The 22,201-nt window shown below is 61.6% G+C and carries 20 protein-coding genes; 10 read left to right on the top strand and 10 right to left on the bottom strand.

All coding sequences use genetic code 11. The features are described from left to right. Positions 1 to 299 precede the first annotated feature (299 nt). The 4 genes from phbB to ACLIRY_RS12085 form a co-directional block, all read right to left on the bottom strand. Entirely contained in the window at positions 300 to 1,028 is a 729-nt protein-coding gene (phbB, locus tag ACLIRY_RS12100; RefSeq protein WP_413205644.1) for an acetoacetyl-CoA reductase, read from the bottom strand. 319 nt (positions 1,029 to 1,347) lie between these two features. Further along, the gene (locus tag ACLIRY_RS12095) at positions 1,348 to 2,520 is read right to left on the bottom strand and encodes an acetyl-CoA C-acetyltransferase (RefSeq protein WP_413205643.1); all 1,173 of its coding nucleotides are present in this window, start codon (positions 2,518 to 2,520) and stop codon (positions 1,348 to 1,350) included. 509 nt (positions 2,521 to 3,029) lie between these two features. Further along, on the bottom strand, positions 3,030 to 4,202 hold the full coding sequence (locus ACLIRY_RS12090) for an alpha/beta fold hydrolase (protein ID WP_413205642.1): 1,173 nt from the start codon (positions 4,200 to 4,202) through the stop codon (positions 3,030 to 3,032). Then, entirely contained in the window at positions 4,126 to 4,587 is a 462-nt protein-coding gene (locus tag ACLIRY_RS12085; RefSeq protein ID WP_413205641.1) for a hypothetical protein, read from the bottom strand. The genes ACLIRY_RS12090 and ACLIRY_RS12085 overlap by 77 nt, the downstream gene beginning before the upstream one ends. 299 nt (positions 4,588 to 4,886) lie before the next feature. On the opposite strand from ACLIRY_RS12085, the gene phaR reads away from it, so the two are divergent. The 3 genes from phaR (at position 4,887) to ACLIRY_RS12070 (ending at position 7,621) form a co-directional block, all read left to right on the top strand. Further along, positions 4,887 to 5,504: a polyhydroxyalkanoate synthesis repressor PhaR gene (gene phaR, locus ACLIRY_RS12080; RefSeq protein ID WP_413205640.1), complete on the top strand. Its 618-nt coding sequence runs from the start codon at positions 4,887 to 4,889 to the stop codon at positions 5,502 to 5,504. A gap of 204 nt (positions 5,505 to 5,708) precedes the next feature. Then, positions 5,709 to 6,344: a hypothetical protein gene (locus ACLIRY_RS12075; RefSeq protein ID WP_413205639.1), complete on the top strand. Its 636-nt coding sequence runs from the start codon at positions 5,709 to 5,711 to the stop codon at positions 6,342 to 6,344. 818 nt (positions 6,345 to 7,162) lie between these two features. Continuing rightward, positions 7,163 to 7,621 (top strand): helix-turn-helix domain-containing protein, encoded by a 459-nt coding sequence (locus ACLIRY_RS12070; RefSeq protein ID WP_413205638.1) that lies wholly within the window; start codon positions 7,163 to 7,165, stop codon positions 7,619 to 7,621. A 108-nt stretch (positions 7,622 to 7,729) separates the two neighbouring features. On the opposite strand, the gene ACLIRY_RS12065 is transcribed toward ACLIRY_RS12070, so the two are convergent. The 3 genes from ACLIRY_RS12065 to ACLIRY_RS12055 all read right to left on the bottom strand — a co-directional run bounded on the left by ACLIRY_RS12065 (position 7,730) and on the right by ACLIRY_RS12055 (position 10,630). Further along, entirely contained in the window at positions 7,730 to 8,503 is a 774-nt protein-coding gene (locus tag ACLIRY_RS12065) for a ferredoxin--NADP reductase (RefSeq protein WP_413205637.1), read from the bottom strand. Positions 8,504 to 8,880: 377 nt separating this feature from the next. Continuing rightward, positions 8,881 to 9,384, bottom strand: a complete 504-nt coding sequence (locus ACLIRY_RS12060) for a hypothetical protein (RefSeq protein ID WP_413205636.1) — start codon at positions 9,382 to 9,384, stop codon at positions 8,881 to 8,883. A 343-nt stretch (positions 9,385 to 9,727) separates the two neighbouring features. Continuing rightward, entirely contained in the window at positions 9,728 to 10,630 is a 903-nt protein-coding gene (locus ACLIRY_RS12055) for a LysR family transcriptional regulator (protein ID WP_413205635.1), read from the bottom strand. A 406-nt stretch (positions 10,631 to 11,036) separates the two neighbouring features. Between ACLIRY_RS12055 and ACLIRY_RS12050 the strand changes: the two genes are divergently transcribed. The 4 genes from ACLIRY_RS12050 to ACLIRY_RS12035 all read left to right on the top strand — a co-directional run bounded on the left by ACLIRY_RS12050 (position 11,037) and on the right by ACLIRY_RS12035 (position 16,292). Continuing rightward, on the top strand, positions 11,037 to 12,305 hold the full coding sequence (locus tag ACLIRY_RS12050; RefSeq protein ID WP_413205634.1) for an imelysin family protein: 1,269 nt from the start codon (positions 11,037 to 11,039) through the stop codon (positions 12,303 to 12,305). Positions 12,306 to 12,416: 111 nt separating this feature from the next. Continuing rightward, entirely contained in the window at positions 12,417 to 13,937 is a 1,521-nt protein-coding gene (locus ACLIRY_RS12045) for a di-heme oxidoredictase family protein (protein ID WP_413205633.1), read from the top strand. Positions 13,938 to 13,969: 32 nt separating this feature from the next. Beyond that, positions 13,970 to 15,151: an imelysin family protein gene (locus ACLIRY_RS12040; RefSeq protein ID WP_413205632.1), complete on the top strand. Its 1,182-nt coding sequence runs from the start codon at positions 13,970 to 13,972 to the stop codon at positions 15,149 to 15,151. Further along, on the top strand, positions 15,141 to 16,292 hold the full coding sequence (locus tag ACLIRY_RS12035; protein ID WP_413205631.1) for a DUF1513 domain-containing protein: 1,152 nt from the start codon (positions 15,141 to 15,143) through the stop codon (positions 16,290 to 16,292). Before ACLIRY_RS12040 ends, ACLIRY_RS12035 begins: the two co-directional genes overlap by 11 nt. Here ACLIRY_RS12035 and ACLIRY_RS12030 read toward each other — a convergent pair. Beyond that, entirely contained in the window at positions 16,252 to 16,890 is a 639-nt protein-coding gene (locus ACLIRY_RS12030) for a hypothetical protein (protein ID WP_413205630.1), read from the bottom strand. The two genes, ACLIRY_RS12035 and ACLIRY_RS12030, sit on opposite strands and share 41 nt — an antisense overlap. Positions 16,891 to 17,405: 515 nt before the next feature. Here ACLIRY_RS12030 and ACLIRY_RS12025 point away from each other — a divergent pair. Continuing rightward, positions 17,406 to 18,128 (top strand): glutathione S-transferase, encoded by a 723-nt coding sequence (locus ACLIRY_RS12025; RefSeq protein ID WP_413205629.1) that lies wholly within the window; start codon positions 17,406 to 17,408, stop codon positions 18,126 to 18,128. Between the two features lie 10 nt (positions 18,129 to 18,138). On the opposite strand, the gene ACLIRY_RS12020 is transcribed toward ACLIRY_RS12025, so the two are convergent. Further along, entirely contained in the window at positions 18,139 to 18,726 is a 588-nt protein-coding gene (locus tag ACLIRY_RS12020; protein WP_413205628.1) for a GNAT family N-acetyltransferase, read from the bottom strand. Between the two features lie 339 nt (positions 18,727 to 19,065). Beyond that, entirely contained in the window at positions 19,066 to 20,097 is a 1,032-nt protein-coding gene (locus tag ACLIRY_RS12015; RefSeq protein WP_413205627.1) for an NAD(P)/FAD-dependent oxidoreductase, read from the bottom strand. A gap of 218 nt (positions 20,098 to 20,315) precedes the next feature. On the opposite strand from ACLIRY_RS12015, the gene ACLIRY_RS12010 reads away from it, so the two are divergent. Further along, on the top strand, positions 20,316 to 21,377 hold the full coding sequence (locus tag ACLIRY_RS12010; protein ID WP_413205626.1) for an aminoglycoside phosphotransferase family protein: 1,062 nt from the start codon (positions 20,316 to 20,318) through the stop codon (positions 21,375 to 21,377). 11 nt (positions 21,378 to 21,388) lie between these two features. Beyond that, positions 21,389 to 22,150 (top strand): nucleotidyltransferase family protein, encoded by a 762-nt coding sequence (locus tag ACLIRY_RS12005; RefSeq protein WP_413205625.1) that lies wholly within the window; start codon positions 21,389 to 21,391, stop codon positions 22,148 to 22,150. The last annotated feature ends 51 nt before the right edge of the window (positions 22,151 to 22,201 follow it).

The raw sequence follows: 22,201 nt of genomic DNA, 5'->3' as shown, positions 1-22,201 counted from the left end.
TTTAGATCACGGTTATGAAAACCGGTTGATCAGACCTCATTTCATCGTGATCTAGAGTGTCTTCGAGGCCAAGTTAGGCCATGAAACACAATACGCGACAGTCTCTCGTGTTTTTTGGGCGATAGCCCAAGCCCATTTGGGGGCCAATGCCCCCAAACCCCCATTTTTCTTTTACAAATAAAAGCTTGGGGTCTGGGGCCTTTCGGCCCCAGTGGGGGACGGGGCAAAGCCCCGTGACGGAAAACACAGGCTGTCGTGGACCGTGGCCATGAAATGGCCCAACTTGATCTCGGAACACTCTAGTACATGTGTTGACCGCCATTGATCGACAGGGTTGCACCGGTGATGAAGTCGGCTTCATCGGCCACCAGGAAGAGCACACCGCGCGCGATGTCCTCGGCCCGGCCCAGGCGGCCCATGGGGATCTTGGCGATGATCTTTTCCAGCACGTTGGGGGGCACGGCGCGGACCATGTCGGTGTCCACGTAACCCGGGGCAATGGCGTTCACGGTAATGCCTTTGGCCGCCCCTTCCTGGGACAGCGCCTTGGTGAAGCCATGAATGCCCGACTTGGCCGCAGCATAGTTCACCTGACCGTACTGACCTGCCTGACCATTGATGGAGCCGATGTTCACGATACGGCCGAAATTCCGCTCGCGCATGCTTTCGATGACACAGCGCGAGAGGTTGTAACAGGAGGACAGGTTGGTCTGGATCACCGCCTCCCACTGGTCCGGGCTCATGCGGTGCAGGGTGCCATCCCGGGTGATTCCGGCGTTGTTGACCACAACGTCGATCGGCCCCAACTCTTCGGTGATCTTGGCCACGTTTTCCTTGACCATGTCGAAGTTCGACACGTCGAATTTGTAGACGGCGATACCCGTTTCATCCTTGAAACGCTCGGCTGCCGTATCATTCCCCGCATAGTTCGCTGCGACGGTGTAGCCCGCATCGCGCAACGCCGTGCTGATGGCCGCGCCAATACCACGCGTTCCACCGGTAACCAAAGCAACACGCCCCTTAGACATTTTCATTCCTCCAAACGCTGATTTCATTACTGATTATTTCGCGACTTCCAACCCGAGAAGATCGATTGTTACCATGGGTCGTCCAGCGGGAAAAGTCCGGGACGGAATTCCGGTGATTTTTCCGAAGGGTCGGTGACCTTTTCGTCAGGCGACAGGGGGAGTCGACGACCCGGGCGGTCGATCGGGTTGGATGGTGGATGCGGGGGCGGCTCTCTCGATCCTGTCCCCCGCGCCCAAAGGTGCTTTTTTCAGGGGAGACACCCATGGTGCTCCCCGTCTGGCGTCGACCGTTTGACGGGCCGATGCGCGTCTTCTTTCTCTAGCGTTCCACACACATGGCGATACCCATGCCGCCGCCGATGCATAGGGTGACCAGACCTTTTTTCGCGTCGCGCTTGATCATTTCGTGCAGCAGGGTTACGGCGCAGCGGGCGCCGGAGGCACCAACCGGGTGGCCGAGGGCGATGGCGCCACCGTTCACGTTGACCTTGGCCGGATCCCAGCCCAAGGTCTTGTTCACGGACAGGGCTTGGGCGGCGAAGGCCTCGTTGGCCTCGATCAGGTCGAGGTCGTCGACGGTCCACCCTGCCTTCTCCAACGCCTTGCGAGAGGCCGGGATCGGGCCGGTGCCCATGATGGAGGGATCAACGCCCATGGTCGCCCAGGACACGATGCGGGCCAGCGGGGTCACGCCGCGTTTGGCGGCATTGGCGTCGCTCATCAGCACCAGGGCGGCGGCGCCGTCGTTGATGCCTGACGCATTGCCCGCCGTGACCGTGCCGGTCTTGGAAAAGGCCGGGCGCAGCTTGGCCAGACCCTCGGCGGTGACGCCTGCCTTGGGGTATTCATCGGTGTCGACGATGGTGTCGCCCTTGCGGCCCTTGATGGTCACCGGGGTGATTTCGTCCTTGAAGCGGCCCGCAGCCATGGCGGCTTCGGCCTTGTTCTGGGATCCGGCGGCGAAGGTGTCCTGCTCCTCGCGGGTGATCTGGAACTGTTCGGCCACGTTCTCCGCAGTGGTGCCCATGTGGTAGCCGTTGAAAGCGCACCACAGGCCGTCCTTGATCATGGTGTCAACCATTTCGGTCGGTCCCATTTTCACGCCGGAGCGCAGGTAGGAGGCGTGGGGGGCTTGGCTCATGCTTTCCTGGCCACCGGCGACCACCACGTCGGCGTCGCCATTGCGGATCGCCTGGAAGCCCAACGCGACGGTCCGCAGACCCGAACCGCAGAGCTGGTTGATGCCATAGGCGGTCTTTTCCACCGGGATCCCGGCGTTGACGGCGGCTTGACGGGCCGGGTTCTGGCCTTGGGCTGCGGTGAGGATCTGCCCCAACACCACTTCGTCCACCTCGCCAGCTTCAGTCTTCGCGCGGATCAATGCCTCGCGGATGGCGACTTCGCCCAGGAAGTGGGCGGGGACGCCGCTCAGGGCGCCATTGAAGGCCCCCACGGGCGTCCGAGCGGCGCCGGCGATGACGATATCGGTCATGACGTTTTCTCTCCATGCGTTGGTAAACGCGGGCGACTTCCGGAAGTCGCCCCTTGCTTTTTGATCCCTCAACCCCTTTGGCCGAGCGCGCAGGGCTGAGGTAGAGCCTCCCTCTCTCCATCAAATACTGTCCTTCGATGGGGTGATGGAGCGCTTTTCATAGTGGTACTCTAAGCATCCCCGTTGCGGTGCGCAAACCTCTCGGGGAAAGTCAGTGAATTTTTCCTTCAGTAACATTCGATCCTGGTGGCAAACCGGCAAGAGGGGGATTTCCCTGGCCCGTCAAGCGATCGTCTGTTGTGTGGCTAGAGTGAAACGGGATCAGCTTGAGTCAAGCTGGCCCGGTTTCACTCTCATTCTATAAGTTTTAGAGTATCTTCGAGGCCAAGTTTGGTCGCGAAGCGACCCAACTTGATCTCGGAATACTCTAGGTGAAACGGGATCAGCTTGAGTCAAGCTGGCCCCGTTTCACTTTCATTCCATTGGTTTTAGAGGCGCTGAGAGGGGGGTTAATCCTGGGAGAGCTTGTCCAGCCAATGGCGGATGGGCCGATGGACCCGGGCGACGGCTTGCCGCCCGACGACCATGCCCACATGACCCAAGGGAACGGTTCGGACATGCGCTCCGGGAAGGGCTTGGGCCAGGGCCAGGGCCGATTCGGGGGGGACGATTCGGTCCCGTTCGGGAATGATGACCAGACTGGGCGCCGTCAAGGCCTTCGGGGTGATGACTTGTCCACCCACATCCCAGGTCCCCCGGGCCGTTTCATTGCCCATATACCAGCGGTCCAGGGCCTCCCGGGCTGCGGGACCGGCCAGGGGAACGCCGTCGTTCAGCCAATCCTCCACGGCCATGAAATCCAGGGCACGGGGGGTCTGGGGGTCAAGGTGGCCAAAGCTCTCATATTTGCGAGCCAGGGCGAGGGGGTCGAGCAGAGAAAAGGGCAGTTGGACCAGATCCGCAGGCACAGCTTCTTCCCGGTCGGCGAAGCGGTGAACCAGTGGGGCCAGGGCGCGGGACAGGGCGATCAAGCCGCTGTCTCCGGCCTCGAAATCCCAGGGCGTGGCCAACAGGGCCAGGCCGCGGATGCGGTCCGATTGCCGCTGCGCCAGGGCCATGGCCAGCAATCCGCCCATGCAATACCCTAGAAGGACGGGCCGTCGTCCGGTTCGTTCGATGACCGCTTCCAGAATCGGTTCCAGGCGGCGCAAGACATAGTCTCCGATGGAGAAGGACCGTTCTTCCTCGCCGGGAAGGCCCCAGTCTACCAGGAAGGGGCGGTGCCCCCGGTCCGCCAAATGGCGGCACAGGGACCGTCCGGGCGTCAGGTCCAGAACCTGGGCGCGGTTGATCAGCGAGGGGATCATCAGGATTGGCGGTGCGTTCAGGAAGCCTCCATAGTCCCTCAACCCTGTCGTTCCTGACTGCCAGATCGGTGGGGGGTCCTCCAGGGGCCGACGGTAGGGGTGGGCGTGGTAGGCCTCGACCCCGGCCAGGAAGCGGTCCATGCGCCGCCGCGCTTCCCGGTCGAGGGCGGCGATCAGCTCCGACCGCCGGGTTTCGCCCATGGCCTGCCTCAGCCGGTCAGCCAGCTCTTCGGGTGGGTCAATCGCCGTTGCGCCGTCCTGACTGGGCGAGGATGCCGCCCAAGGCGGCTTCGAGGAGGGCAACCCGGCGGTCAAGGGAATCAATCCGTTCGGCCAACCCATCCATGTCAGCCCCTGAAGGGCCAGATGCAGGGCCAGTGGTCGCGGACCCAGGCGCTGCGCTGTCGGTGTCGGGTGGTGTTGCGTCATTGGCTGAAGCCCCGTTTGGTGTCATTCCAGGGGGCATGCCCGGCCCAGGGGACATGCCCGGAGGCATCCGTCCCCCGGACTTCGCGGTTTCGGCCATGAAGTCCATGGTTTTTGACATGGCTTCGGCAAGGCCAGGATCCGCAGCCATGGCGGAGACCTGCTTGCCCCACAACTCCATATAGCGTTTGGCGAGTGTTTCCATGTCCGGAGGGTCGTCTTGTCCGCTTCGGGTGCTTCCGGACCCCTTTGGTCCATCGGTCTGGTCGCTCATCCTTTTCCTCCCATGAATTGTCGGTTGTTGGCACCAAGGTCTGGTTCCAGTCGAATAAATCGGTTCTTTCCCCTGGCTTGTTATGGCCTTCCCGCGCTATTCTTGCATTGCGAAGGGCTAAAGCGTGGTCCGATCCGGCCCCGTCCGGAGGTGAACCGACGCATGGTCCAGAAAGGGGGCATGACCCGTTTGGAGTCCAGCCCGGTGCCCCACCCGGTGCGCTGGGTTCGAACGGTGGGTATGGTCCAAGAATGGGGATCCGCATGGCGTGGATTTCCGGCGGAAAGGGATGAGGCCGTATGACGTCTAAGGGAACCAAGTCCGGAGGCGCAGACGCGCCGATCACAATTAAAAAATATGCCAATCGCCGTCTGTATAACACGGCTACCAGCAGTTATGTCACGCTCGACCACTTGGCTCAAATGGTCAAGGAGAATACGGACTTCGTCGTCTTTGACGCCAAGTCGGGGGATGATATCACCCGTTCTGTCCTGACCCAGATCATCGTGGAAGAGGAAAACAAGGGGCAAAACTTACTGCCCATTGGTTTCCTGCGCCAACTCATCGGCTTTTACGGGGACAGCCTTGGGGGGGTGGTGCCCCAGTATCTGGAATATTCCATGCAGTCCTTTGCCCGGAATGAGGAACAGATGCGCGGCATGATGACCAGCGCTTTGGATGGTCTCTTCCCCTTCCAGAATTTCGAGGAAGTGAACAAGCAGAATATGGCGTTTTTTGAGAACGCCATGAACATGTTCAATCCCTTCCAGATCGACCAGATGAAAAAGTCGGCTCAGTCCTCATCCAAGGAGGAAGGACCCAAGGACGAAGCAAAAGACGTTGATGCCCTGAAGGAAGAAATTTCTGCGATGCAGCAGAAGCTGGACAAGCTGATGGGGACCAAGGAAAACGGGTAATCGCGTGGGGGGGTGTTCTCCTCGTGATTGATTTGTTTCTTTTTTCCTTTCTGCGCGTTAATATATCCTTCTCAAGGCTGGGAGGGGGATCCGTCCTGAATCACCCGGCTTCTGGATTGCAGTGAACCAATCGGGTCCAGAAAGTCTCCCGTAGTTCAAGGCGAGAGATGCGAGTTACGGGATGGTTTCCCTGGGAAGGGTGTCATGCTCCAGGTTAATGGATTGGGATCGACCATTCGTGACGTGCTGGCTTCCGGCGCAGGACGTGGTGGCGTGGCCGGGTCGAGTGCTTCCGCTCCCTTACCTGCCGGTCAGGCCTCATCGCCGGATGCGACCCAGGTCGCCGCCGTCCGGCGGGCTGCGGATGGGACTCTGGCCTTTCAGCAGGCGGTGGGCGAACCCCTCCAAGGGGGCCGCTCTCGCGGCATCGAACGGACGAAATCCCGGGGACCGGGGATCGAAAGTCGGGGGGATACGGATGCCTCCGAAAACTCTCAAGCAACGGCAGAGAGCTCTGCGCCCCCTTCCCATCAGACTGTGTCCGCTGGGGAGGGTGGGACCAAAGGCGTCAATGCCCTTGGTGGAAAGGGGCGAGCAACGGCCTTTCAGGCTCAAAGGATTGCTCAAGAGGTCACACCCGAGGCCTTAACGGGCAGCGCCGAGGCCGAAGGTTCGGGCGCTGTTCAAGGCATTTCGGCCCTGGCCCGGCGCGTCGTCTCGCAGCTCTATGATTTCGTTCGGGATGCGGTGGGGCGCCCCTCCTCTCAGAAGGGGCTTCAGGGCGCGGTGCAGGTGCTTGTTCGAGATGGCTACCCTGGACGGGTAGACCTGGAGGCCTGATTTGTGACTCTCCAGTACAGGACTGTGTCTTGTCTTTTTTGGGCGATTGCCCAAGCCCATTTGGGGGCATTTGCCCCCACCCCCCCCCTTTTTTTTTAGCCCGAGGTCTGGGGCCTTTCGGCGAATAAATGCCTGGGGTCTGGGGCCTTTCGGCCCCAGTGGGGGACGGGGCAAAGCCCCGTAACTGGAAAACATCCCCTGTCGTGTACAATGCTGTGAATCGGACAAGATGCTCTAATCGCCAGAGTATCGGTGAGGAATGGGCTTCGATCTTTGGCGGATTCTGTGTCTTGATCGGTGGTTTTTTACAATTTTCTAATATTAAAGACATTCTAGAACGCAATTTACTGGGATTTTTTTTGAGCGGCCTCCCCATTTGGTTCATTCTGTAAGAGTGATTTGCTAAAAATTTTCTCTAAGTGAATTCAGATCTATCGCTTACTATGATTTGCCAGAGGTGAAGCGTTCCATTTCGAGGGTCTATCGGACTGGGGGGCTCTGGGTTGCCCAGCGTGGCAGTTCAGCGTAACTCTAGTTTGATTGTTTCTCGTTTTGGTTGTTCAAGTGTGCTCTTCGCACAAACAGAAGTCCAATTGACTTCTAGAGTGCTCCGAGATCTGTAGAAGTAGAGTGAAACCGGATCAGCTTGGCTCAAACTGGTCCCATTTTACTCTAGAGTATCGTGCGGAAAAGTCGGAACCGGTTTTCCAGTCCACGGGATACTCTAAGGATTATTTGATGTAACACATCTGGAAAGGTGTGAGCACCGGGTGGGGTGGAGGTGGTCCGCTCATTTGTCTAAGGGGGTATGGAGTAAAATGGATAGAGTAACTCTGCTAGAGCGTTCCACAGCGGGGACGAGTCGTGCCAGCGATGCTGATCGTCATGTGGGCAAGCGGATTCGGGAGCGGCGGGTCATGCTGGGGCTGTCTCAGCAACAAATGGCTGATATGATCGGGGTCACCTATCAGCAAGCCCACAAGTACGAACGGGGAATCAATCGGATTTCAGCGGGTCGGCTGTACGAGATCGGACAGGTGCTGAGCGTGCCGGTGAACTACTTCTTTGAAGGGCTGGATGACGACCCGCCGGAAAATGTGAGTTCACGTCAGCGCATGTGTCTGGAGTTGGCCCGCAATTTTGCGCTGATTCAGAACGAGCGCCACCAGGAAGCTTTGAGCCAACTGGCCCGTGCCCTGGCGGCCCAAGCCGGGGCATCTGACGCAGACACAGGTCAAGCCGAGGATAACGTCATCCGTTCCGGCACCACGGGCTGACGGGGTCCGCCCTGGCGATGCTCTGGTATTGAGCCGTTATAAAAAAAAGCCCGCCTTCCGATAGGGAAGAGCGGGCCTTCTCTTTTTTGGGATGGCGTGTTTCCGTCCCTATTTTTCGACAAAGGCCTTTTCGATCACGTAATGTCCTGGATCGTTGTTGCTGCCTTCCTTGAAGCCGTTGTCCTCCAACCAGGAGGTCATGTCGTCGAGCATAGCCGGGCTACCACAGAGCATCACCCGGTCGTTCTCGGCGGAGAAGGGGGGGAGGCCCAGGTCGGCGCTGACTTTTCCGGTTTCAATCAGGGTGGTAATCCGTCCTTGATTGCGGAAGGGCTCGCGGGTAACGGTTGGATAGTAAAGCAGTTTTTCAGCGACCATCTCGCCAAAATACTCGTTCCCCGGCAGGTCTTTGGTGATCTCTTCCACATAGGCCAGTTCGGCAACGAATCGGCAACCGTGCATCAGCACCACTTTTTCGTAACGCTCATAGACCTCGGGGTCCTTGATGATGGACATGAAAGGCGCGAGGCCCGTGCCGGTTCCCAGCAGCCACAGCACCTTGCCCGGCAACAGATTGTCCACAACCAGCGTGCCCGTGGGCTTTTTGCTGATCAGGACTTCGTCGCCGATTTTGATGTGCTGCAGACGGGAGGTCAGAGGGCCATTTGGGACCTTGATGGAGAAGAACTCCAGGTTTTCCTCATGATTGGCACTGACGATGGAATAGGCACGCAACAGGGGGCGCCCTTCCACTTCCAGGCCGACCATGGTGAATTGGCCATTGTCAAATCGGAACCCCTGGTCTCGGGTGGTCTTGAAGCTGAACAGCGTGTCGGTCCAATGGTGGACGTCGGTCACGGTTTCCTTCAACAGATTGCTCATGGTCTTCCTTGAAACCCCTTCCGCTCTTCCCTTGGACTCCTGAAACCTCGATGCGGCCTGAATTGGCGCTCGAGATTTCGGATGTCGCCGGATGGCGGCGTATCAGACAACGGCCCCTGCTTCGATCCCCTGTCCTGGTCCGTCGGAACGGAAAACGCCAGCACGCGGATCAGCCTTGACCATCGAAGTGGGAGTGCCCGAACGCCGGCCCCTGGCCCCGGACACCAAATATACCCCCAGCGGGTTGGTCGGCTATAAACGAAACTTGGCGCGGATGCAAAGCGAATCCAAGCTTCGAGCCCATGAGAAAAACGCGGGCCAGCCATATCCTTGGGTACTGTGGCGGGGCCATCGACAAAAAGTGGTTATCGAATGCCCTAATCCTCCTCCTGGCCCCGGTCGAGCAGGTCGAGTACCGCTTGGGCACCTGTCTGACCGGAGAAATCCAGTTTTGCGGCCTGGGACAGGGCGATGCGGCCTTCCTCGACCTCGCCCCCACGCAGCAGGACATAGCCATAGGCCGCCAGGGAAAAAACATAGAGTCGGGGGGCGGGCTCCAGGCTGTCGAAGGCGGCGTCGCCGGGCTCCACCAATCGCCAATCCTGGCAGAGACCCAATTCCCGCCCCTTGATACCAACGACGGCCAGGGCGTGGGGGGCGGCGTCCAAGTGGCGGTGGCGGTAGAACAGGGATTTGTAATGGGCGAGATGCACGGCCAAATGTCCCGGTGCCAGGGCCATGGCCGCCGCGAGGTGGCTGTCTACTGCATCGGGGTCTTCCCAGGCCAGTCCGGCCAGATGAATTTCCCGTTCGGCTTCAGCAGGCAGATCACCGCCGTAGTACCGGCGGTCCGCCCAGGCGTCAGCGTCCATAATCGACATGGTGATTGTCCCCCCAAATCTGCTTTTCGACGTGGCGACACCTCCCCATCCTGGCGTCCCCATTTCACTTTAATTATACCCCGTCTCCTTGAAAAACCGAAAAACGCGGGGCCTGAGGCCCCGGACCCCCACTCGTTTTTTGACCAAAGGGATCAAAGGGTCCGTGACCCTTTGCGGGTCTGGGCAGAGCCCAGGAACTGCGAAGCAGGGGTTCCGGATTTTCAAGGACACAGAGTATATATACGGTTCAGAGTGCCCCGAGGCCAACGTGGCCTCTGGCACTCCCGTGGGGATATTCGCCCGTCGAGCGGGCCGCTGTCGAGTCCGAGGGGCGTGCTGATGCTCAGGGTGGAGCCGGGGGAGGACTTTCCTCGGCGAGACGCTTCTGCATCAGCTCCAGCAGGGTGGCGGTCAGGCGGCGGCGGGGGTGGTCCACCCGCTCGAGCATGCCGAGGCCCCGGGTCAAAGGGGGATCACCGAAGGGGGTGAGCCAACATTGACTCTCGGTTTCCGCTTTGCGTTGGGCGTTCAGGGGCACGATGGCCACGCCCAGGCCACTGGCCACCATGTCGCGGGTGCCGGTCAGGGTATTCAGCAGCATGGTTTCCTGGGGGAACAGGTCTCGATCCTTCAAGCTCTGGTCGATGAGACGGCCAGCCCAGGCGATTTTGTCCATGCGGATGAGGGGACGACTGGACAGCAAGTCGACGTCCCCCTTCCCCGCGTCGGATAGGGGGGCGAGGACATAGAAGGGCTCCCGGAACAATTCGACGAAACGCAACCGATCCGAGGGCGGGCGGGGTGGGGCGGTCAACAGGGCCATGTCCAACTCTCCCTGTTCGACCTTTTGGGACAGCTCGTTTGACATGCCACTGAAAACCCGGGGAATGACAGCGGGATGGTCGGTCCGGTAGGTCGCCAGAACCTGAGGGAGAAAGCCCGATTGCAGGGTCTGGATGGTGCCGATGTCCAGGGTGCCGGTCAGGGGGCCGTCGCCGGACAGCTCCGTGGCCAGATTGTCGTAAAGGGTCAGAATGGTCTCCGCCCGGCGCAGGACGGTCAATCCGGCCTCCGTCAATTGGGGGCTGCGCGCGCTCCGGTCGAAGAGGGGAACGCGCAGGTCTTCTTCCAACTGCTTTACCCGCAGACTGATGGTGGCCTGGGTTAATCCCAGGGCCTCCGCAGCGCGGGCGAATCCACCGTGTCGACCAATGGCGACCAGACCGCGGAGGGCACGCAGGGACATGGGGGCGACTCCCTTTGGGGAAAAGGATCAGAAGGCGGATGGGTATCAAAAGGGGATGGGGCGGTGGGGTCAAGGCAAGCTTGGACTGAATGAATCGGACCGGGAAGGAGTGCTCCTCACCCACCTTTTTGGAGGTCCAAGAGGACGTTTTTGCCATTGAGAATGCGTTGCGTTTGAGTATAGTATCCCCTTATTAATTGCGGATAAAGCGATTGGGCATTCCGGAAGTCGTTGGGTTTCCAAAGGTTATGGGAGGGTGCGGCTCGGCGTTCTGGGTGAATGGGGATAATGAAAATCACTTGCATTTTCATATATTGCCCCTCTAAGCTCTCAGGACATTCATTCGAGGGAGGGGGCCAAGCGGTTCCTTTCCGCCTCCGACCACCCGAATCGCATGAGGGGAAGTATGTTCAAGACGATGACCGCCGCCGCCGCCCTGGCGCTGGCCCTTGGCGCCCAGACCGCCCAGGCCGTCGAGCCCGCCGAAGTGCTGGACACCTACGTCAAGATCGCGGAGGCCACCTACGCGGACAGCTTGGCAACGGCCAAGGTGCTTCAGCAGAAGGTGGACGCGCTGATCGCCGCCCCCACCGAGGACAATCTGGCCGCCGCCAAGGTGGCGTGGAAGGCCGCGCGGGTGCCCTATCAGCAGTCCGAGGTTTATCGGTTCGGCAACGGCATCGTCGATGATTGGGAAGGCAAGGTGAATGCCTGGCCCCTGGACGAAGGCCTGATCGATTACGTGGACGGCGCTCTTTACGGTGCGGATGTGGGCGAGAACCCCTTCGCGGACGCCAATGTGATCGCTAACCCCAAGGTCGAGGTTGCGGGTAAGACCATTGATGCCTCCAAGATCACACCGGCCCTGCTCTCCGAGCAGTTGCATGAAGTCGATGGGATCGAGGCCAATGTGGCCACGGGCTACCATGCCATTGAATTCCTGCTTTGGGGTCAGGATCTGAACGGGACCGGTCCGGGTGCGGGTGCCCGTCCGGCCACGGACTTTGATCCGGCCAACTGCACCGGCGGCCATTGCGACCGCCGCGCCGAATACTTGAAGGCTGCGACGGATCTGCTGGTCAGTGATTTGGAATATATGGCCGCAGCCTGGAAAGACGGTGGCGAAGGGCGGACAGCCCTGTTGGCCGAAGGGCCGGGTCAGGGGCTGCGCACCATTGTCATGGGTATGGGCTCTCTGGCCTATGGCGAGCTGGGCGGCGAGCGGATGAAGCTCGGCCTGATGCTGCATGACCCCGAAGAAGAGCATGATTGCTTCTCCGACAACACGGTTTATAGCCATTACTACGATGCCAAGGGCATTCGGAACGTCTATTCCGGCACCTACACCCGGGCCGATGGCAAGGTGCTGGTCGGCCCCTCCCTGCACCAGTTGGTGGTGGAGAAGGCCCCGGCTCTGGCGGCCGAAATGGACGCAAAGCTGGAGGCCACGGAAGAGGCCATGGCGACCTTGGTCTCCACCTCTGAGGATGGCGAGGCCTATGACCAGATGATCGGCATGGGCAACGTGGCTGGAAACGCCAAGGTACAGGCCGCCGTCGATGCCCTGGTCGCCCAGACCAAGACCTTGGAAAAGGTTGTCGCTGCCTTGGATATCCCGCCTGCGGCCTTCGAAGGGTCCGACAGCCTGGACGCTCCGGAAACTGTCGGGAACTAACATCCTGAACGGTGCGGGCCGCTGTCTCTTGGACTGATGTCCTTGGGGTTGGCGGCCCGTCACTCTTTTTTGACGTTTAACGAGTCTTTCGTTTTTGTTGGGTGCCTTTGGATGACGGGTGGTGAAACCATGGGGAGCCGTTGGAAAGGTCAGGGACTGATTGTCGGAGTCGGCCTGGGTGTCGCCTTCGCCCTTGTGGCGCTGAGCGGAATCGGCGTGAGCCGGGGCGGATCCGTTGCCTTTTCCGGCGAGACAGCCGCCTTCCTCACAGATCCGGCCGCCGCCCGCCCGGGGGGAGCCTCCACGCACAGCGGCCCCTTTGGCCGGGATGCCTTCCTGCGGACCACCCCGGGCCTGACCGACGACCAACGCATGAATGTGACTCTGGGCAACGCCCTGTTCGCCCGTCCCTGGGTCTCTGCGCCGTCCTCCACGAAGGCTGCAGATGGTTTGGGTCCCCTCTACAATGCCCGCTCCTGCCGCCAATGCCATTTGCGCAATGGCCGGGGGCATCCCCCTGAGGCCGATGCCTCCAATGCCGTTTCCATGCTGCTGCGCCTGTCCCTGCCGGCAGAGACGGACGCAGAACGCTCCGCCATGGCCGAGGGCCGTTTGAAGGTTGTTCCCCATCCCATCTTGGGCACCCAGCTCCAGGAATTTGCCATTCAAGGCCTGAAGGCTGAGGGGAAGCCGGTCGTTACCTATGAGCCGGTGGAGGTCACCCTGGCGGGGGGAGAGACCATCACCCTACGGAAGCCCAGCTTTACCATTGCCAACCCCGGCTACGGGGCCATCGACCCGGCAATGCTGACCAGTGCCCGGATCGCGCCGCCCATGATCGGCCTCGGTCTTCTCGACGCCATTCCCGCTGAAGCCCTCGAAGCTCGCGCCGATCCCGAGGACCGGGATGGCGATGGCATCAGCGGACGGACCCAACGTATTCCCGATCCGGCGACGGGTGAGTCCGGGCTCGGCCGGTTCGGCTGGAAAGCGGGTGAGCCCACGGTCAACGCCCAGAGTCAGGCCGCGTTCAATGGCGACATCGGAATGTCGACGCCCTTGTATTCCTTCCCTGCCGGGGATTGCATGGCGGCCCAGGAAGACTGTCGGGCCGCGCCCACTGGCGGGGATCCCCAATACGAGGGGTTGGAAATTCCCAGCCAGATGGCGGCCTTGATCGTTGAATACGCCTCCCATATTGCCGTTCCCGCCCGGCGGAATGGGGAGGACCCCCAAGTCCGTGCCGGGGGTGTTCTTTTTGCCGAGGCCGGATGTCCCGCCTGCCATGTGCCCCGCCAAGTTACTGCGACCGATTATCCTGACCCGACCTTGGCCGGGCAGACCATTTGGCCCTTTACGGATCTTTTGCTTCACGACATGGGGCCGGATCTGGCCGATGGGCGGCCCGAGGGGCGGGCCAGTGGATCCGAATGGCGGACGCCTCCCCTATGGGGGGTCGGTCTGACCCAGGAGGTGAGCGGCCAGATTTCCCTTCTTCACGATGGACGGGCGCGCTCCGTCCCCGAGGCCATCCTGTGGCACGGGGGCGAGGGAGAAGCCGCCCGGGAGGCCTTCCGCGGAATGGACGCCGCAGATCGGGCTGCCCTCGTGGCTTTCGTTGAATCCCTATGATGACCTTTCTCCGGCCCTGGAAGAAAAAGAGCATGACCCTGACAAAAACACCCAAAGACCAATCGGGACCCAAACCCACGCTTCCGAACCAAAAGGGGATGAAGCGCAAGGGTTTGGGGCGTCGGCTTCGCCCCAGCGTGATCATGGGATTGTTGGCTGCGGCGGTGGGGTCGACCTCGGCGAAGGGGGCGGATGTGACGCCCGAACTGGCGGCCGTCCTCTCCGAGACCATCCCCGCCCACGAGGCCCTGGTGGCCCGGACCGGGGCCCTGTCCCAAACCATCGATGCCATGTGCTCTGAAGGCAAAGGCGCGACGGAGGCGGAGATCACGGCGGCCCGCGAGGCCCTGGGGAACACATTGGCCGCTTGGGCGCGTCTGCAACCCTATACCTTTGGTCCTGTGGAGGACCAAAACCACCGGGCCCGGTTCGAGTTCTGGCCCGACAAGTCCAATGCCACGGGGCGCCAGATGGAAGGCCTGCTGCGCCAACGCAATGAGGCCCTTCTGACCGAAGCGGTCTTCCCCACAACCAGCGTCTCGGTGCAGGGGCTACCGGCCTTGACGGTGCTGCTTTATCCCCGGGACGGTGCCAAGCCGGAAACAGCCCGGACCGATGAGCGGGGCGCCTATGCCTGCAAATTGGCTCAGGCCATCGACACCAATCTGACAACCATGTCCAAGGACATGCTCGACGCCTGGACCAAACCCGACAAGGGCTGGCGTGACCGGCTGGCCGCCACGGCGGAAGGGCAGGGACCCATGGGGGACGTGGCCGCCCTGGAGAGCCTGTTTCTGGCGACCGTTGACCAGGGGTTGGCGCTGGTGAAGGATCTGAAATTGGAGCGCCCCTTGGGAGACTCCTTCAAGAAAGCCCGCCCGACCTTGGCTGAATCCCCCGAGACCGGGCAATCCCTGCGGATGGCGGAGGAGACCCTGAAGGCCTCCTCAGCCCTGTACAAACTGGCCCTCGGCCCCAAGGTGGCCAAGGTTGACGCTGCGTTGGATGCCAAGGTGCAGGCCGATATGGCGGATATCGAGGATCGGTTGGGAGCCATCGATCCCCCCTTGAGCGCCGTGGTCGGCGACCTGTCCCGCCGCTTCCGGGTTGAGGATGTGACCGGTCGTCTGGATTCCCTGAGAGCCCGTCTGGCGCTGAAAGTGGCGCCCTCCCTGAACATTGTTATGGGGTTCAATAGCCTTGATGGAGATTAATCGCCGCGCTGCGCTGACCCTGGCGGGCGGCGCGCTTGTCACATCGGCCCTGTTTCCGCGTCTTGGACTGGCCCTCGGCAACGGGACCGGCACACCGGGGCTCCTCCGAGCGAAAAGGCCGGAGGAGGAGACTTTGCTTTTGTCCGGGCGGATCGGCCCCGACAGCTACGCCGCCGTGGCGCTTGATGCGGATGGTGCCGAACGGTGGCGTCACGTGATGCCGGGGCGCGCCCATGGCGTCCATTGGCGGCCAAACCACCCGCAAGCGGTGGTGGTGGCGCGCCGCCCCGGATTCTGGATGGAAGTGCTCGACGGCCATGATGGGGCGGTGCTCGCGACCATGGCTCCCCCCGCCGGGCGCCACTTCCAGGGCCATGCCGACTTCCTGCCCGATGGCCGTCTGGTCACGACGGAGAATGCCTTCGATGAGAAGCGGGCCGTTCTGGGCTTGTGGGAGATCTCGCCGGAAGGCCAGCCCATCCGGGTCGCCGAATGGGACGCCGGAGGTGTCGGAGCCCATGACGTGTTGGTGAAGGCTGACGGCTCGGTTGTCTGGGTCGCCATCGGGGGCATTCTGACCCATCCGGACATGGGGCGAACCAAGCTGAACCTGCCGACTATGAATCCGGCCCTGGTGGAACTGGATGCCACAACGGGCGAGATCCGCCGGACCACCCGGTTGGCCCCCTCCCTGCACCAGTTGGGTATTCGCCACTTGGCGGAGGCACCGGATGGCTCCCTCTGCGCCGCGCTGCAGTACGAGGGACCGGCGGAGGATTATCCGCCGTTGGCCATGGTGGTTCGCCGGGATGGCAGGCCGATGCTGCTGGACATGCCCCAGGACATGACCGTCCGCTGTCGGAACTACACCGGCGATGTGGCGGTAAATGCCGAGGGATCGGTGATGGCGTTGTCCTGTCCCCGGGGCAATGCGGTGCTGCTGTGGGATCCTCGGGATGGCCGATATCTTGGCCACCGCGAGACCCCGGACCTCTGCGCGCTGGGAACCCTGCCCGATGGGCGGATCGTCGGAGCAGGAGGAGATGGTGCGGTGCGTTTGTTGGAAACAGCGCAGGTTTTCAAGCGCTATGACCCCTTGGTCAGCCGGTGGGATAACCACTTGGCGGCGGGCTTGGGGTAGCCGGGGTGCGGCGGTTATTGAATAATCGAATAGCCAAATGTCCGTCGCGCAGAATGCCGAATTCCAGGTGGGATGGGCGCGTGGTCCGGTCCGCGTATAGGGGCCGGGAAAATAGGAAGACGCCGGGGTTATTGGCGCAGTAGCGTTCCATATCTCGAAATTGGCGCCCCTCTTCCGACCACCCTCGATTGAGACGACGATCTTGGGGAAACCATGCGACACTATCTAAGACATCTCCCCCTGCGGAATGGGCGATGAAATGCCCCTTGTCGGTGTCTGGGCCAAAGACTTCGTAGGTCTTGCCTAGGTATCCCCGCATGCGTGCCGCGTCCCTCCCGGTCTGGGGCGGGGTAGAAAGCCCATGAACGGCGATCACGCGGTCTTCCCGCCAGTCCGCAGAATGCTCTTCGGCTTTGGAGGTAAGGTCGAAAATGACCTGAAAGGACTTGATGTCAATGAACATCGGATTGCTGTCAGGGAACCGGATTGCGTATGCCGCGCACCAAAGGTCGGGAAGACTGGACTGGAGGAAGGGTATTTTCTCCTCTTCCCCCATGGTGGTAAGCCTCTGGTGCATGGCCGAGTAATCGATTTTCATTCTTTTTCTGCCGTCTAGAGTGTCTTTCCCGCCAAGTTGGGTGATTTCACATGCTACACGACAGGGAGGGGCGTCACGGGGCTTTTTTGCCCTGTCCCCCACTGGGGCCGAAAGGCCCCAGACCCTAGGCTAAAAAATAGGGGTTTTTGGGAGCATTTGCCCCCAAATGGGCGTGGGCAATCGCCCAAAAAAGACCAGACACTGTTGTATACAGCAGTCATTTTATGGTCCACCTAGGCCGCGAAGATACTCTAGAGCATCGAGCGGAAAAGTGGGTACCGGTTTTCCGGTCCACTCGATGCTCTCGCTATATGATTTTAGATCAAATTACCCGCCTTAAATCGATTCCGATTTAGGGCGGTTTGATCTAAGGGCGAATGGGAGGCTTAGGTTGGCGGCAGGGAGTAGGTATGGGAACACCTCCGGTTGTCCGGGGTCCTCAGCAGGGCTAAAAACTGCGCTTGGTCGTTCCCATATGCTCCGAAACCTTTGAATGGGAAAGGGGGCACCGACCCATGACGTATGAGTTGTTTTATTGGCCAAGTTTACCAGGGCGAGGCGAAGTTGTGCGTCTCGCTTTGGAGGACGCGGGGGTGGATTACTTCGATTACGCCCGCCTGCCCGAGGAAAAGGGCGGGGGAGTGACCGGGATCATGCGGATCCTGGGGGAGGAGGCGGGGGGGCGTCCATCCTTCGCCGTACCGGTTCTGCGGGACGGGTCGCTGGTGATCGGGCAGACGCCGGCTATTCTTCAATATCTGGGGGACCGGTTGGGGCTGGCCCCCCGGGAGCCGTCGGACCGGCTCTGGTGTCACCAGATCCAGCTCACCCTTGGGGATTTCATGGACGAAATCCATGACACTCACCATCCCCTGGGCTCGGCCCTGTATTACGCGGACCAGAAGCCCGAGGCTCTGAAGCGGTCCCAGGTTTTCCGCGAGCATCGCTTGCCCAAGTTCCTGGGCTGGCTGGAGCGGGTGGCGGCGGTTTCGGGGGCGGCTTGGTTGGTGGGAGACCGGGTGGGCTATGCCGACTTGACCCTGTTCCAATGCGTTGAAGGGCTTAAATATGCCTTTCCCAAGGCAGCAGGCCGCGCGCTGGCGGAAACCCCCGCCGTGGTGGCCCTGTCCGCCCGGGTGGCCGAGCGCCCGAACATTGCGGCCTACCTTGCCAGCGATCGGCGTCTCCCCTTCAACGAGGACGGACTGTTCCGCCATTATCCCGAACTGGATGGCTGAGGGGAAGGCGCTACAGCTCCCTTGTCCAGAAGCGCAGGGTCTTGGGGCTCTGGCTGTCTTCGTCCAGGTCTTGCCACGTCATCTGGCAGGTCATGGACTCTTGCCGCACGTAACCCCGCTTGGTCCAGAAGGCGTCCAGGGGCCGGTAGTCCGCTGGGCGGCGTGGATGGTCTTCAGGCCGGATGATGGCGCAGAAGGCCGAGGTCGTGTAGCCCAGATCCCGGGCATGGTTTTCCCGACCGTCGAAGAAGGCATGGCCAAGCCCCCGGCCCCGGTAGGCTGGCTCCAGAACCGATTCCCCGAAGTAGAAAACCGTCTCCGGTGCGATCCCCGCTTCACGGAAGGGGGCGGCCATGTGATCGGGCTCGGCTGTCAGGGGCAGGGCCGTGGCCGCACCGATGACCCGATCCCCGTCAAAGGCGGTGACAACCACGCCGTCCCGGGCCTTGGCATAGGTCTCAAGGTATTTTCGCTCGTATTCCGTGGTCCCGTCGTAGAGGTAGGGAAATTCCCGGAAGACGGAGATCCGCAGGCGGGCCAAGTCATCGGCGACCGCTCGGGCGGCCTCTCCGGTCAGGTTTTTGACTCGGATGGTCATCGTGGATCCTCTCGGTGGGGAAGGCAAAGGACGAGAAGAGGAGTGTATCGCTTCGCCTCGCGTCTGCGCGACCTAGACTTAGAGCGTATTCGTGGCCAAGGTGGGCCAGGAAGCAGGGGGCACGACAATGTTCTGTATTTTTTGGGCGATTGCCCAAGTCCGTTTGGGGGCCAATGCCCCCAAACCCCCATTTTTTTAGCCCGGGATCTGGGGCCTTTCGGCCCCAGCCTCGCCAAAGAGGGGGGGGACGGGGCAAAGCCCCCTGGCGGGAAACACCCCGGTCATGTCCCTTGGCGAAGAAGGGGGGCGGCTTGATCTCGGAGCATTCCAGGCGGCATTTTACAGGTGGGGGACGCCTGAGGTGGTCGAATGCTCGAAATGGAGGGCTTCGCCTGGACGGCAGTCCTTGAAGGCGTTGTGGGCAGCCGCAGAGGCCTCGGCGAAACCGGTCAGGATCAGTTTCAGCTTGTCCGGATAATAGGCCACGTCGCCAATGGCATAGATGCCGGGCTTGCTGGTGGCGCAGGTCCGCTGGTCCACGGGGATGGTATGACGCTCCACGCCGAGACCCCAGTCGAGGATTGGCCCCAGATTCGACGCCAGCCCGAAGAAGGGGAGCAGCACGTTTGTCTCCAAAACCTTTTCGCCACCCGCCAAGTCGTCGATGATCACGGCATCCAATTGGCCTTCGGCGCCACGCAGGGCCTTGAGTTGCCCGGGGACCACCAGCTCCACTTTGCCCTCTTTGGCCAACATGTCCAGGCGGGCGGCGCTTTCCGGTGCGCAGCGGAACTTGGCCCGGCGGTGGACCAGTTGTACTTTCGCGGCGACGTCAGAGAGGGAGATGGCCCAATCGACGGCGGAGTCTCCACCACCGGCGATCACCACGGAGCGGTTGCGGAAGGCCTCCCGCTTGGACACCATGTAGAAGACGCTCTTGCCTTCATAGGCCTCCAGGCCCTCCAACGGGGGGCGTTTGGGTCCGAAGGCACCCGCACCCGCCGCAATGATCACCGCAGGTGCCTCGATGACCTGACCCTTGGAAGTGGTCAAACGCCAAAAGGACAGGTCGGGATCGGTGATCCGCTCCATCCCGTCCACCCGCTGGTCCAGGTGATAGGTGGGGGCGAAGGGCGCAGCCTGTTCCAGCAACCGCTCCACCAGATCTCCGGCGTTGATGGAGGGGAAACCCGGAACGTCGTAGATGGGTTTTTCCGGATAAAGGGCCGTGAGCTGGCCGCCGGGGGCCTCCAAAGCGTCGATGACATGGCAACGCAGGCGCAACATGCCGCATTGAAAAACGGCGGAAAGACCGACCGGTCCGGCGCCGATGACGGCGACGTCCGTACGGACGGGGGAGGGAAGGGACATCGGAGGGTTCCTGGTGTTCGGTTCTGGTTGTGACGTGTCCGGAAGTGCTCTCAGATGTACGGATCCTCACCTGTTCTGACAACCCTTCTGACCCATTCCGTTGAGCCGTTACCGGTCCCATCTGTTGCAGCGCGACGCCAGGGGCGCTAAAACCCATGTCACGGTCGGGGGGCGGAAGGTCTCGCCGCCGCTTTTCCCGATTTTCCGGATTCCGCTTCATGACCCTGCCCAGCAGTTTACACCCCACGGATCAGGCCACACGTGACGCAGCCTTGACCACTTTATTGGAGGCGTCCGGCTGGAGCCAGGCCCAGCGGGGATTGCTCGCCGGGGATGCCAGTTTTCGTCGCTATGACCGGTTGGAAAAGGCAGACGGATCCCGCGCCGTTCTGATGGATGCCCCTCCGCCGGTGGAGGACACCCGCCCCTTCCTGGCCATCGCCCGTCATCTGGCTGGCCTTGGCTTCTCTGTCCCGACCATCCTGGCCGAGGATGTGGCACACGGGTTCCTGTTGCTTGAAGACTTGGGCGACGACACCTATACGCGGCTCCTTGCCCGGGGTGCCGACGAGGAAGCTCTCTATGCCCTGGCAGTGGACACCCTGGCCCGGCTCCATGCGCTCCCCCAGGATCAGGTTCTCGCCGTTGCGGTGCCCCCCTACGATGATTCGCATTACACTGACGAAGTCGCCCTGCTGACAAGGTGGTATTGCCCCGGGGTCGGGCTGACGCTGACCGATGCGGCGGTTGCAGATTATGTCCGGATCTGGGAGGCGCTCTACCCGGTGGCCCGGTCCGTGCCGGAAACCCTGGTCTTGCGGGATTTTCATGTGGACAACCTGTTGCTGTTGCCCGGGCGGGAGGGGGAGGCGGCCTGCGGGCTGCTCGACTTTCAGGATGCCCTGCGGGGACCGGTGACCTATGACTTGATGAGTTTGCTGGAAGACGCCCGTCGGGATATCGATTCGGATCGGATCGCCCGCATGAAGGCCCGCTATCTGGCTCGGATGCCCCATGTGGATTCGGAAGCCTTCGCCGCCAGTTGGGCCGTCCTCGCGGCCCAGCGCCATGCCAAGGTCATCGGAATCTTCACCCGTCTGGACGCGCGCGATGGGAAGCCCCACTATCTGGGGCATATCCCCCGTCTCTGGCGGTTGATGGAGGGCGCCTTGACCCATCCCGTTCTGAAGCCTTTGGCTGACTGGTTCGCCCAACATGTTCCGTCGTCCGCCCGTGTGATTCCTCCGTCCCAATCCGGGGCGGTTCACCCAGCCCCTTAAAAGGAGCCGGCATGACCCTCGCCAAGGCCCCCGCCCGGACCCCCGTTATTCCCAAACGCGCCATGGTCCTGGCCGCAGGTCTGGGGACTCGCATGCGTCCCTTGACCAACAGTCTGCCCAAGCCCCTGGTCCGGGTGCACGACAGGCCCCTGATCGACTGGGCGCTGGATCATTTGGCGGAGGTCGGCGTCGAGGAGGCGGTGGTGAACCTGCACCACTTGCCCGATTTGATCCGCCGTCACCTGGCCGACCGGACCCACCCCCGGATCCTGTTCAGCGATGAAACAGGCGAGCGGTTGGAGACCGGGGGCGGAGTCGCCCGCGCCCTGCCCCTGCTGGGGGAGGATCCCTTCTTCGTGGTCAATTCGGATGTCCTTTGGCTGAATGGGACCCAATCGGCCCTGAAGTTGATGGCACGGGCCTGGGATTCGGAGGCCATGGATGCTCTGCTGTTGCTCCACCCTCTGGCCGCCGCCCATGGCTACGACGGTTTCGGGGATTTTACGCTGGACGAGATCGGCCGCCCCCAGAGGCGGACCGAATTGCACATGGCCCCTTTTGTGTTCGCAGGCGTGCAGATTCTCCACCCGCGGCTGTTCGAGGCCCTGCCCGATGGGCCGTTCTCCCTCAATGTTCTCTATGACCGGGCCCTGTCGGAGGAGCGTCTGGCCGGTGTCGTGCACGATGGGGAGTGGTACCACGTGGGGACGCCCCTGGCCCTGGCCAATACGGAAGCCATCCTGGGTCAGCATAGCTCTATGAGTGACCAATAGGGCGCGCCGGTCCTAGAGTGAAACGGCGCCAGCTTGACTCAAGCTGACCCC

This window comes from Rhodospirillum sp. A1_3_36, from assembly GCF_047263945.1.
GTDB lineage: Bacteria > Pseudomonadota > Alphaproteobacteria > Rhodospirillales > Rhodospirillaceae > Rhodospirillum.
Note: the sequence above shows the minus strand (reverse complement) of the source record. Positions and strands in the feature narration are given on the sequence as shown.